Origin of the sequence: Comamonas suwonensis, from assembly GCF_012844455.2 — a bacterium.
GTDB lineage: Bacteria > Pseudomonadota > Gammaproteobacteria > Burkholderiales > Burkholderiaceae_C > Comamonas > Comamonas suwonensis.
Map to the genome: position 1 here is coordinate 105188 of NZ_JABBCQ020000011.1, position 13227 is coordinate 118414.

The 13227-nt window shown below is 60.1% G+C and carries 8 protein-coding genes; 5 read left to right on the forward strand and 3 right to left on the reverse strand.

The window, feature by feature from the left end; genetic code table 11:
* Positions 1–1227, reverse strand: a complete 1227-nt coding sequence (locus HF327_RS13815; protein ID WP_236024191.1) for an MFS transporter — start codon at positions 1225–1227, stop codon at positions 1–3.
* A 402-nt stretch (positions 1228–1629) separates the two neighbouring features.
* On the opposite strand from HF327_RS13815, the gene HF327_RS13820 reads away from it, so the two are divergent.
* The 4 genes from HF327_RS13820 (at position 1630) to HF327_RS13835 (ending at position 8849) form a co-directional block, all read left to right on the forward strand.
* Positions 1630–3600: a DNA topoisomerase IV subunit B gene (locus tag HF327_RS13820; protein WP_198460717.1), complete on the forward strand. Its 1971-nt coding sequence runs from the start codon at positions 1630–1632 to the stop codon at positions 3598–3600.
* 47 nt (positions 3601–3647) lie between these two features.
* Entirely contained in the window at positions 3648–4535 is an 888-nt protein-coding gene (locus tag HF327_RS13825) for a lytic transglycosylase domain-containing protein (protein WP_198460718.1), read from the forward strand.
* Positions 4536–4575: 40 nt separating this feature from the next.
* Entirely contained in the window at positions 4576–6966 is a 2391-nt protein-coding gene (gene parC, locus HF327_RS13830) for a DNA topoisomerase IV subunit A (RefSeq protein WP_198460719.1), read from the forward strand.
* A gap of 332 nt (positions 6967–7298) precedes the next feature.
* Entirely contained in the window at positions 7299–8849 is a 1551-nt protein-coding gene (locus tag HF327_RS13835) for a methyl-accepting chemotaxis protein (protein WP_198460720.1), read from the forward strand.
* A gap of 320 nt (positions 8850–9169) precedes the next feature.
* Here HF327_RS13835 and pdxY read toward each other — a convergent pair whose 3' ends face one another.
* Positions 9170–10054 (reverse strand): pyridoxal kinase PdxY, encoded by an 885-nt coding sequence (gene pdxY, locus HF327_RS13840; protein ID WP_198460721.1) that lies wholly within the window; start codon positions 10052–10054, stop codon positions 9170–9172.
* A 32-nt stretch (positions 10055–10086) separates the two neighbouring features.
* The gene (locus tag HF327_RS13845; RefSeq protein WP_198460722.1) at positions 10087–10548 is read right to left on the reverse strand and encodes a RidA family protein; all 462 of its coding nucleotides are present in this window, start codon (positions 10546–10548) and stop codon (positions 10087–10089) included.
* 265 nt (positions 10549–10813) lie between these two features.
* Here HF327_RS13845 and HF327_RS13850 point away from each other — a divergent pair, with 265 nt between their 5' ends.
* Complete coding sequence (locus HF327_RS13850) at positions 10814–13225, forward strand: DNA internalization-related competence protein ComEC/Rec2 (RefSeq protein ID WP_198460763.1); 2412 nt, start codon at positions 10814–10816, stop codon at positions 13223–13225.
* Positions 13226–13227 lie beyond the last annotated feature (2 nt).

Sequence of the window (13227 nt, forward strand, 5' to 3'; positions counted from 1 at the left end):
TCAGGCTGGAGTGACTGTGCTGCGGCGCACAATGGCGCTTTCGCGAACCGGCAGGTTGACGAGGGCGGCAAAGATGCCCAGTCCAATCGAGATGTACCAGACCATGTCGTAGTTGCCGTTGATGTCATACAGATAGCCGCCCAGCCACACGCCCAGAAAGCTGCCGATCTGGTGGCTGAAGAACACAAAGCCGCCCAGCATGGACAGGTGCTGTACGCCAAAAATCTGGGCGATGGTGGCATTGGTCAGCGGCACAGTAGACAGCCATAAAAAGCCCATGGCCGCGCAGAAGATGTAGACCGACCAGGGCGACAGCGGAGCTAGCAAAAAGCCGACCGTGGCCACCGAGCGCAGGCTATAGATGCCCGACAGCAGGTAGCGTTTGGGCATTTTCTGGCCCAGATTGCCCGCCAGATAGGTGCCAAAGATGTTGAACAGGCCCACCAGCGCCAGAGAGTAGCTGGCCACATGCGGCGCCATGCCAAAGTCTTTGAGGTAGCTGGGCATGTGCACGCCGATGAACATGACCTGAAAGCCGCAGACAAAGTAGCCCGCCATCAGCAGCAAAAAGCTGGGGTAAGACCAGGCCTCTTTGAGCGCCTGCACCACAGTCTGCTCACGCTTGATAGGTGTGCCGCCGCTAAAGCCAGGCTCACGCAGGCCAAAGGCCAGACCGGCAATCAGCAGGGCGAACACCGCCAGGACCAGCAAGGCGTTAGACCAGCCGAACTGCGCAATCAGCCCGCCCTCCACCGGTACCATGAAGAACTGGCCGAACGATCCCGCTGCCGCGGCCACGCCCATAGCCCAGCTGCGCCGCGCCACGGGAATCTGCCGCCCCAGCACGCCGTAGATCACGGCATAGGTGGTGCCCGCCTGTGCCGCGCCGATCAATACCCCGGCGGTGAGCAAAAACATTGTGCTGGTAGGCGATAGCGCCATGCCGACCAGACCCAGCGCATACAGAATAGATCCACCAATCAGCACCTTGAAGGCACCGATGCGGTCGGCCAGCATGCCGACAAAAATGCCCAAAATGCCCCATGACAGGTTTTGCACGGCAATGGCCAGCGAGAAGCTTTCGCGCGTCCAGCCCATCTCCTGCGTGATAGGTTGCAGCCACAGGCCAAAGCCATGGCGTATGCCCATCGAAAGGGTGACGATGGCACCACCGCACAGAAGAATCTGCGCCATGGACAGCGATGGTTGTGTTGTCTTTGTTGTCATACCGTGCGTGCGGAAAACGTGTCAGTACTCGACTTTAACGAAACAACGGCTTTTGCGCGTACGCTGGCCGTCGCCTGCGCGGCAGGCTCACTTGCCGGAATGCGAGAGCGGGGCGTGGCTGTCGGCCCTGAGAAGTGGCTGGAAGTGCGCGATAGCGTTAGGGTTGATTTTAAAAAGTGAGCACTTTGCACTTGTTGTTCATGGATTTCAGCATTGAATAGCGTTGAAACTCATTGAATAAAGGCGCTGCAAGCTATTGTTTTGATGAGGTTTATAGTGCTCGCTCTGCAAGCAAAAACACATGCCAAAGACAGTTTTTCTGGCTTTGTGCAAGAGTATTGGGAGTAAACAACTGTGAATTTATCCAGCATTCATCTGGAGAGCCCACTACAATCCGCCCCCATGGCAGTCAAACCGTCCAACGAATATTCCGAAGGCTCGATCCGCGTTCTCAAGGGTCTGGAGCCTGTCAAACAGCGACCCGGCATGTACACGCGTACCGACAACCCCCTGCATATATTGCAGGAGGTGCTCGACAACGCGGCCGATGAGGCACTTGCCGGTTACGGCAAAAAGATCAAGTTCACCATACACGCCGACGGCTCATACAGCGTGGAAGACGACGGTCGCGGCATTCCCTTTGGCATGCACCCTGAAGAAAAAGCGCCCGTGGTGGAGCTGGTCTTCACGCGTCTGCACGCCGGTGGCAAGTTCGACAAGGGCAATGGCGGGGCTTACAGCTTCTCCGGCGGCCTGCACGGCGTGGGCGTCTCGGTGACCAATGCGCTGGCCACTCGCCTTGAAGTGGCGGTGCACCGCGATGGTCAGGTCGCCACGCTGGTGTTCTCGGCTGGTGATGTGATTGAGCCGCTGCAGATTCGTGATCTGCAGCCCGGCGAGCGCAAGCATGGCACTACCGTGCGGGCCTGGCCTGATGCCAAATATTTTGAGTCTTCGGCCCTGCCCATGGGCGAGCTGGTGCATTTGCTGCGCAGCAAAGCCGTGCTCATGCCCGGCGTGGCCGTTACGCTGGTCAATGAAAAGACGCGCGATACGCAAACCTGGCAATTCAAGGGCGGCCTGCGTGACTATCTGGCGCAAAGCCTGCATGGCGAGCCTGTCATCCCCCTGTTTGAGGGCGAGGGCTTTGCCGACAAAAACAACGACAGCTTTGCCGAAGGCGAAGGCGCGGCCTGGTGCGTGGCCTTTACCGAAGACGGCTCGCCGCTGCGCGAAAGCTATGTCAACCTGATCCCCACCACCGCTGGTGGCACGCATGACAGCGGCCTGCGCGATGGTCTGTTTCAGGCCGTCAAAGCCTTTATCGACATGCATTCGCTGCTGCCCAAGGGCGTCAAGCTCATGCCTGACGATGTGTTTGCCCGCGCCAGCTATGTGCTCAACACCAAGGTGCTGGATCCGCAGTTTCAGGGCCAGATCAAAGAGCGCCTGAATTCGCGCGACGCCGTGCGTCTGGTTTCGGGCTTTGTGCGCCCCGTGCTGGAACTCTGGCTCAACGAGCATGTGGAGTGGGGAAAGAAGCTCGCAGAGCTGGCCATCAAGGCCGCCCAGACGCGCCAGAAGGCCGGTCAGAAGGTGGAAAAGCGCAAGGGTAGTGGTGTGGCTGTGCTGCCCGGCAAGCTGACCGATTGCGAAAGCAAGGACATCAGCGTCAACGAAGTGTTTCTGGTCGAGGGTGACTCTGCCGGCGGCAGCGCCAAGATGGGCCGCGACAAGGAAACGCAGGCCATCCTGCCGCTGCGCGGCAAGGTACTCAACACCTGGGAAGTGGACCGCGACCGCCTGTTTGCCAACAACGAAATTCACGATATTTCGGTGGCGATTGGTGTGGACCCACATGGCCCTCATGACGAGCCCGACCTGTCTGGTCTGCGCTACGGCAAGATTTGCATCTTGAGCGATGCGGACGTGGACGGCTCCCACATTCAGGTGCTGCTGCTCACGCTGTTCTTCAAACATTTCCCCAAGCTCATTGAAGCCGGTCACATTCATGTGGCCCTGCCTCCGCTGTTCCGTGTGGATGTGCCCGCACGCGGCAAAAAGCCCGCCATCAAGGTCTATGCGCTGGATGCAGGCGAGCTGGAAGCCATCATCGAGAAGTGCGCCAAAGATGGCGTGCCGCGTGAGAAATGCCAGGTCAGCCGCTTCAAGGGCCTGGGCGAGATGAATGCCGAGCAGCTGTGGGAAACCACGCTCAACCCCGATACACGCCGCATGCCCGCAGTGCAGTTCATGCATCTGGACTTTGCAGAGGCTGCAGCCGTCGTCACCAAGCTCATGGGCAAGGGCGAAGCCGCCGCCCGCCGCGAGTTGATGGAACTGCACGGTGACGCCGTGGAGATTGACATCTGAGCAAGGCAGGCGTTACGCACAACCTTCTGCGGTCACTGGATCAAGCCATGTCAAATTTCCTGTTCTGTACTCAGCAACAGCCTTCGCAGAAAAGCGGCAGGCTGGCGCGTTTGCGCACTGGTCTTCGTCTGGCAGGTGCGCAGTTGTTGCTCGCTGGCGCTGGCTGGCTTGCGTTTGCGCCGGCGGCGCATGCCGATCTGTGGGCGTATGTGGATGAGTTTGGCATCACCCACTTTGCGGCCGAGGCGCTGGATGAACGCTACAAGCTGTTCTTCAAGGGTGAGCGCTATGACAGCACTCAGTCTGGCCTGCGCCCCGATACCGCTGCGCAGGGCCTGGCAGCCCGCACCCGTGTGCAGAGCTTTTTTGAAGTGTCACCGCGCTACAAAAGCGTCAGGCCGCACCTGCAAAAGGCCGCGGAAAGAACGGGCGTGGAATACGAGTTGCTGAAGGCCGTGATTGCGGTGGAGTCTGGCTTTGACCCCGGAGCCGTGTCTCCCAAGGGGGCTGTGGGCCTGATGCAGCTGATGCCTGCCACCGCCGAGCGCTTTGGCGTGGCCGCCAGCAAAAGCCGCAGCATGCAGGAACAACTGGCTGACCCTGCCGTGAATATTCCCGCAGGCGCCCGCTACCTCGGCTATCTGATGACGCTGTTCCCCGAACGGCTTGATCTGGTACTGGCCGCCTATAACGCGGGCGAAGGCGCGGTGCAGAAATTTGGCAAGGCCATTCCGCCCTATAAAGAAACGATGAATTACGTCAAAGCGGTCACGGGCATTTATGAGCAGTTGCAGGCGGGTAAGCCGCTGAGTGGCCGAGCTTCATCTGCGACCACTGCGCGTGCTGGAGCCTTTGCATCGGCTGGACATGGCAGCTCGCGCATTCGCATGACTTTGCCGGGGGCTGCTTCGGCCCCAGACGTACGCATACCTTGATTCGCCGTACAGGCGATATTTGGAAAATTACTGAGAATTCATGAGCGATCAAACCACACCGGATTTGTCTCTTCAAGCCGCTGGCGATGTACTGGACCTGGGCCAATACGCACAGCGTGCCTATCTTGAATACGCTTTGTCGGTCGTCAAAGGCCGTGCCCTGCCCGATGTCTGTGACGGCCTGAAACCCGTACAGCGTCGCATTCTCTATGCGATGGATCGCATGGGTCTGAGCTATAGCGGCAACAATGGCAACACGGCTGCCAAGCCTGTCAAAAGCGCCCGCGTGGTGGGCGATGTGCTGGGCCGTTTTCACCCGCACGGCGACCAGTCTGCTTACGATGCACTGGTGCGCATGGCGCAGGACTTCAACCAGCGTTACCCGCTGGTCGACGGCCAGGGCAACTTCGGCAGCCGCGACGGTGACGGCGCAGCCGCCATGCGTTACACCGAAGCACGCCTGTCCAAAATTACCAGCTTGCTGCTCGACGAAATCGACATGGGTACGGTGGACTTTGTGCCCAACTACGACGGCAGCACGCAAGAGCCCAAGCAGTTGCCGGCTCGCCTGCCGTTTTCGCTGCTCAACGGTGCCAGCGGTATTGCCGTGGGTCTGGCCACCGAAATCCCCAGCCACAATTTGGTCGAGGTCGCTGCGGCGTGCGTGAATCTGATCAAAAAGCCCAACCTGTCCGAAGAAGAGTTGCTGGCGCTGATCCCCGGCCCCGACTATCCGGGCGGCGGGCAGATCATCTCTTCCAGCAGCGATATTGCCGATGCCTACCGCACCGGCCGCGGCAGTCTCAAGGTGCGTGCGCGCTGGAAGATTGAAGAGCTGGCACGCGGCCAGTGGCAGCTGGTGGTGACAGAGCTGCCCCCTGGCGTTTCGACCCAGAAGGTGCTCGAAGAAATTGAGGACATCACCAACCCCAAGGTCAAGACTGGCAAGAAGACGCTGACACAGGAGCAAACCCAGCTCAAGGCCAGCATGCTGGCCGTGCTTGACTGCGTACGCGACGAGTCGAGCAAGGATGCGCCGGTTCGCATCGTGTTCGAGCCCAAGACCGGCAAGACTCCGCAGTCCGAGCTGATTACGGCGCTGCTGGCCCACACCGGCCTGGAATCATCGAGCTCTATCAACCTGACCAGCATTGGTCTGGATGGTCGCCCCGTGCAGAAGTCGCTGCGCCAGATGCTGGAAGAGTGGATTGCCTTCCGCTTCCAGACCGTCACGCGCCGCAGCCAGCACAGGCTGGCCAAGGTGCTGGACCGCATCCATATTCTGGAAGGCCGTCAGGCCGTTCTGCTCAACATCGATCAGGTCATTGCCATCATTCGCGCCAGCGATGAGCCCAAGCAGGCGCTGATTGAAGAGTTCAAACTCTCTGAGCGTCAGGCCGAGGACATTCTTGAAATTCGCCTGCGCCAACTGGCGCGCCTTGAGGCCATCAAGATCGAACAAGAGCTCAAAGAGCTGCGCACCGAGCAGGGCAAGCTGGACGATATCCTGGGCAGTGAAGCCACCATGCGCCGCTTGATCTGCAAGGAAATCGAGACCGACTCCAAAACCTTTGGCGATGCACGCCGCACGCTGATCCATGAGGAAAAGAAAGTGGTGGCCGAAGTCAAGGTGGTGGACGAACCCATCACCGTCATCATTTCCGACAAGGGCTGGGTGCGTACGCGTCAGGGCCATGGCGTGGATGCCGCCACCCTCAGTTTCAAAGCGGGCGATAGTCTGTATGGCACGTTCGAATGTCGCACGGTTGATCAACTGTTGGCCTTTGGCAGCAATGGCCGTGTGTACTCGGTGCCAGTGTCGGCGCTGCCCGGCGGGCGTGGTGATGGCCAGCCCGTCACCACGCTGATCGAGCTGGAAGCAGGCACGCAACTGCTCTACTACTTTGCGGGCGCTGAAAGCACGCAACTGCTGCTGTCGGGCTCGGGCGCTTACGGCTTTATGGCAGCGGTGGGCGATATGCTCTCGCGCCAGAAGGCGGGCAAAGCCTTTGTCACGCTGGGCGAAGGCGAGACTTTGTGCGCGCCATCCGTCGTGCATGGTGTGCCCATGAATGCGCGTGCTGAATATGTAGAAGGTGGTGAGCAGGCGGTTGGTCTACTCAACGCCGCAACGCATGTGATTTGCGCGTCGGTCGGTGGGCGGATTCTGACGTTTGAGATTGGCGAGATCAAAGCCATGCCCAAGGGCGGTCGCGGCCTCATGCTCATCAGTCTGGAAGATAAGGACACCCTGGCCGGAGCTGCGGCCTACACGCGCAGTATTCGCATCGATGGCATTGGTCGTGGTGGCAAGGCTCGTACCGAGACGCTGGAAATTCGCAGCCTCAACAACGCTCGTGGCAACCGTGGCCGCAAGGGGAAGGCTGCCGATTTGGGCTTCAAGCCGCAGACGGTGACGCGCGTGGAATAAGCGTGGTACCCATGGCAAAAAATCCGCACCAGACTTTGTTCTGGTGCGGCTTTTTTGATGGCGAACCGATGAGCTTGGTTGGTATTTTGATCTGATGCCTAGCAGCCAAAGATTCGTGCCATTCAGTGAGTTTGCGTGTACTCACAAGGCACGGGCCAATGACAGGTTGTATCTGATTAATGGATAATACCAATTACATTCTGTAGCATTCTGATATTGAGATCATTGGCTGCAGACTAATTTTTCGACTGTTTGCCTGGCTTTGCGTCTTCCACTTGCAGGGATGGCCTCTTTGCAGGCTACGTAAACTTGATTTGAGATGGATAGATGCGATGAATTTTTTCAAGCTGAACATTGGTGCCCGTCTGGGTCTGGGGTTCGCCGTGGTACTGGCGTTTGCCGTAATGATCACCGCCATAGGCATGTGGCAGCTGCGATCGGTGGGGCAGGCAACGCAGCAGATGATGCAAGAGCCTTTGACCAAGGAACGTCTGATCAGTGACTGGAACAGCAACGTCAGCGTGGCGGTGGCACGCACTACGGCCATTGCCAAGAGCGGTGATGCCAGTCTGGTGCCATTTTTCGCGGCAGATGCTGCGGCCACGTCCAGAAGTACCGCTGACCTGCTCAAGCAGATTGAGCCGCTGATTTCCCAGCCTGAAGAGCGCGCGATCATGGACAAAATCATGGCCATTCGCAAAACTTATATCGCCAGCCGCGACAAAGTCAGTCAACTCAAGGCCGATGGTATGGCCGACGAAGCCGAGGCCATGCTGGTTGACTCCTATGTGCCGGAATCCCAGAACTATCTGAAGCTGCTCAAGGAGCTGCTGAGCCTGCAGCGCGCGAGCCTAGATGAAAAGGCCTCCCAGGTGGCTCAGATTGAAAGCACCAGCAAGGCCTATTTCATGATCCTGGCCGCGCTGGCTCTGGCTATTGGCGCTGCGCTCGCCTGGCGCCTGACCGTAGGCATTACCGTACCGCTGAAAAATGCCGTCACTGTTGCTCGCCGTGTGGCCGATGGTGATTTGAGCACCAACATCCACGTGAGCGGTACCGACGAAACGGGCCAGCTGATGCAGGCTTTGCACGACATGAATGCCAGCCTGGGTCGTCTGGTCGGTCAAGTGCGTGAAGGCACGGACAGCATTGCCACGGCGTCCAGCCAGATTGCCTCCGGCAACCACGACCTGTCCTCGCGCACGGAAGAGCAGGCCAGTTCGCTGCAGCAGACAGCGGCGTCGATGGAACAGCTGACTTCCACCGTCAAACAAAACGCCGATAACGCCGGTCAGGCCAACCGACTGGCCCTGTCGGCCTCGGCGGTTGCCGTCAAGGGCGGCCTGGCGGTGTCGCAGGTGGTGGACACCATGAGCGCCATCAGTACTGCATCCAAAAAGATTGCCGACATCATTGGCGTGATCGACGGTATTGCTTTTCAGACCAACATCCTGGCGTTGAATGCGGCGGTGGAGGCGGCCCGTGCTGGCGAGCAAGGTCGTGGATTTGCCGTGGTGGCGTCGGAAGTTCGCTCTCTGGCTGGCCGCAGCGCTGAAGCTGCCAAGGAGATCAAGCAACTGATCGAGGCCTCGGTCACCAAGGTGGAAGAAGGCAGCTTGCAAGTCAGCCAAGCGGGGCAGACGATGGACGAAATTGTCAGCAGCGTGCAGCGCGTGACCGACATCATGGGCGAGATTACGGCCGCCAGCCAAGAGCAGACCATCGGCATTGAGCAAATCAACCGTGCAGTGACTGAAATGGATTCTGTGACCCAGCAAAATGCCGCCTTAGTGGAGGAATCCACTGCCGCTGCGCAGTCCATGCAGCAGCAAACGGGGGACCTGTCGCAGCTGGTGAGCGTGTTCCGTCTCAAACATGCTTGAACCGCTGAGATCCACTGCATTTGGCCATTTTCAATGGCTCGCGCTTTGACTGGCGGCTCATTGAACGCTGAAGGTCGCTCTTGGGCGTAGTGTGGACACAGATTCTGTGTCCACACACTGGACAGCGCGGAGCCGCCAATCCCTTTCTGCAGGCTGTGCCGCAAGTTGCAGAAGGTGCGACGATCTTGAAGGAGCGCTTCTGTGCAAAGTTGGCCAGCGCATTCAGCTCATGCCGCAGTGTCATGGCATGAAGTTATGCGGGACATATTGGGGCGTATTCAATGCCTGTCGCTGGTCTCGCTCAGTCACTCCGCTATTCGCTATGCCGTCGCAACCGGCACCGCCGCAAATGTTTGCGCGGGCTGGGTAATCTGATCGCGGCAGGCGACCAGGGGCAGGTCGCGCTGACCGGAAACCGTGCTGGACACCAAGGCATACAGCGTGCTGACTGCTTGGGAAACCGCATCCGGCACGGCCTTGCCCTGAATCAGGTGGCCCAGCAGCACGGCTGAGAACACATCGCCCATGCCATTGGGCAGTGGATGCAGGTCGGTATAGGGGGTCTGCACCAGCCAGGCCTTGTCTGCAGTCACGGCCAAGGTGGCCAGTTGATCGGTGGGCAGGTCGTTGGTGCGCAGGCTGGTGATGACGATCAACGCGGACTGGCTGTCATGCATTTGCCCGAGCATGGTGCGCGCTGCCTGTGTGGCAGCCTGTACGGTGGTCAGCGGGCCGCCGCAGAGCAGTTCAAACTCGTAATGATTGGGCGTGATGACGCTGGCTTGCGATAGCGCACGTTTGCGCAGAAATTCGGGGATGCCGGGGCGCACAAACACGCCGCGCCCCACATCGCCCATGACCGGGTCGCACAGGTAGTAAGCCTTGGGCTGTGAAGCCCGCACTTCCTGCACGGCGGCCAGGATCGCTTCGCCCACACCGGCATCGCCCAGATAGCCCGATAGCACAGCAGTGCAACGCTCCAGAACGCCGCGCGCGCGCAGGCCGTCCAGCACGTCCTGCACATGGGCGGGGGTGAAGACCTGACCTTTGAATTCGCCATAACCCGTGTGGTTGGAGAACTGCACGGTGTGCACGGCCACGGGCTCTATGCCCAGCAGCTGCAGCGGCAGCATGGCCGCGTCATTGCCTACATGGCCGTAGGCGACGTGGGATTGAATGCTCAGAACCAGAGGGGGCGTAGTCATGTCGGTCAGGCGGTGTGGCGTTGGAGGACTATTTAGTCGGCGAGTTCGGCGATCAGTTCGATTTCAACGCAGCAGCCCATGGGGATCTGTGCCACGCCGAAGGCGCTGCGGGCGTGCTTGCCTGCTTCGCCAAAGACTTGAGCCAGCAGCTCGCTGCAGCCATTGGTGACCAGGTGCTGGTCGGTGTAGCTGGTGGTGGAGTTGACCAGGCTCATTACCTTGACGATGCGTTTGACGCGGCTCAGGTCGCCATCACAGGCGTGTTGCAGCGTACCGAGCAGGTCAATCGCTACGGCGCGGGCGGCCAGCTTGCCTTCTTCGGTGGTGATGTTCTCGCCCAGCTTGCCCACCCAGGGCAGGCCGTTTTGCTTGGCGATATGGCCGCTGAGGAAGACCAGCTTGCCGGATTTCATATAGGGCAGGTAAGCGGCGGCGGGGATGGCCACTTCGGGCAGGGTGATGTTCAGGGCTTTGAGTGTGTCGTTGATGCTCATGACGGACTCCAGAAGTGAGGCAATAGTGCAGGAATGAAAGACTGAAGAGTTTGACACAGCGATTGCACCCCGACGATCTTTTGAATTGATAGCTGATATCGCAATACAGATGAGCGTTTGAAGCAGTTTTAATGTTGAAGACAGGGCAGGGATTGCCGCAATTCTGGCGCACCTGCGCCGCCCCTAGCATGGCGAGGTGCCGTCCAAATTCACACCGCCCCTCCAGCGTGCGCGCCTTTCATGGCTTGCACCGCTATGGGGCTGCGTGCTGGGTGCGGCATGGCAGGTCACGCAGGCGCAGCTGTGGAGCTTGTGGGCCTTTCAAGGCTTGCTGGTGCTGGGTTTGCTCATGTTGTTGCTGGCTGGGCCATTGCGGCGCAGGCCGCTGCTGTGCTGGTTGCTGCTGATGTGGGCAGCCGCCTGCTGCGTCGCCGGGGCCACCGGCTGGCGCGCTCATGCTTATCTGGCGCAGACCTTGCCCAAGCCGCTGGAGGCGGTTGATCTGCAGGTGGAGGGCGCGATTGCATCCATGGTGCAAAGCACTGGCAACGGGCAGCGCTGGCGTTTTGTGGTGGATGCCGCGCCGCCGGGCGTGCCGCCTCTGCTAGAGCTGGCCTGGTATGGCCCTTACGGGAAAGAGCTGGATGCGAGTCAGCCTCTGGTACCCCCTTGGGCGCAAGGTGTAGCGCTGAGCCCCGGCCAGCGCTGGCGACTGACGGTTCGGATCAAACGCCCGCACGGTGCCCGCAACCCCCATGGTTTTGATTATGAGTTGCAAGCGTGGGAACAGGGTGTTCAGGCCACAGGCTATGTGCGTGAGCAAGCGCAGCAGCAACTGCTGGAGATGACTACGCAATACCGGCTGCAGCGCTGGCGTCAGTGGCTGCGTGACCGTATTCAGGCCCAGTCGCCGCGCTTGCAGACATGGCTTACGGGTGTAGCGCCAGAGCGCCAGCAAGCGGCTCTGGGCGTGGTGGCGGCGCTGGCGGTGGGGGAGCAGCAGGCTATTGACCGCAAGGACTGGGCAATGTTTCGCCAGACAGGGGTCTCTCATTTGATGAGCATTTCGGGTCTGCACATCACCATGTTTGCGTGGCTGGCGGCCTTGGTGGTAGGGCGCGTGTGGCGCTGCAGCGCAATTGCCTGCCGCATTTTTCCGGCCCCGCATGTGGCTTTGCTGGCGGGTGTGGCGCTGGCTGCCGCTTATGCGCTGTTCAGTGGCTGGGGGCTGCCCGCGCAGCGCACGGTCTGCATGCTGGTGGTGGTGGCGCTGCTGCAAATGCTGGGTGCGCGCTGGCCTTGGCCCTGTGTCTGGCTGCTGGCGCTGGCCGTGGTGGTGGTGCTGGACCCGTGGGCGCTTTGGCAGGCAGGATTCTGGCTGAGCTTTGTGGCGGTGGGGGTGCTGCTTGCTTCTAATTCAATAGCTGCTGGCGATTATGGTAAAAGCGCTACAGGCCGATTTCTCTCGAAAGTTTATGCCTTGTGGCGTGAGCAATGGCTGATCTCTTTGGCGCTGGCGCCGCTGGGACTTTTGCTGTTTGGGCAGGTATCCATCGTCGGTTTGCTGGCCAATCTGATTGCCATTCCATGGGTGACTTTGGTGGTCACGCCACTGGCTTTGCTGGCGGCGCTGGTACCGATGGCGGCGGCTGGAGCTGCGCTGGCCATGTTGCCGTTGATGCGTTTGCTGCAATGGCTGGCCGAGCTGCCCTGGGCCGTATGGGTCTTGCCCCAGCCTGCATGGTGGGCCAGTGTGCTGGCGATTGCTGCGGGCTTGTTGCTCATCGCGCCTTTGCCTGTGCGGCTGCGACTGGTGGCGACCTTGTTCGCACTGCCTGCATTGTTCTGGCCGCAGGCTTGGCCCAATGTGGGCGAGTTTGAGCTGCAGGCCGTGGATATAGGGCAGGGCAATGCGGTCATCATCAGCACGGCAAGGCATAGACTTTTGTATGACGCCGGGCCGCAGTACAGCCGCCAAAGCGATGCAGGCGAGCGCGTGATTGCGCCTTTGCTGGCTGCGCAGGGAATGCGCCTGGATGCCATGATGCTCAGCCACCGTGACAGCGACCACACGGGCGGCGCACTGGCCATCAAAGCGGCGCAGCCGCAGGTAAAAATCTGGGGATCGGACTCGGTAATTAACGACCCGCTGCTGGCAGCGCTGGCCCCTGTGCAGCGCTGCACCCAAGGCCAGCACTGGCAGTGGGATGGTGTGACGTTTGAAGTGCTGCACCCCCCCGAAGGCGATGCATGGTTGAACGGGCGCAAGCCCCAGCCCAACTTTGGCAGCTGTGTGCTGCGCATACGCTCGGCCAGCGGCCGCGTGGCTTTACTGGCTGGTGATATTGAAGCTGCACAGGAGCAGCTGCTTTTGCAGACCAGCGTTGCCGCTCCGGTGGATTGGTTGCTGGTGCCGCACCACGGCAGCAAGACTTCATCGACGGATGCATGGGTCAAGACGCTGCGCCCGCATTGGGGTGTGGTGCAGGCCGGTTATCTGAATCGCTTTGGCCACCCGGTGGCGGCTGTGGTTGAGCGGTACAAGGCTGCAGGGAGCCAGCTGGTGTTGCAGGACCGCTGCGGTGCCGCACTATGGCAGTCTGATCGCCCTGCTGATTTGCAGTGCGAGCGGCAGATCAGGGCGCATTACTGGGATATTCATGAGCTGCCGCCCTGAGG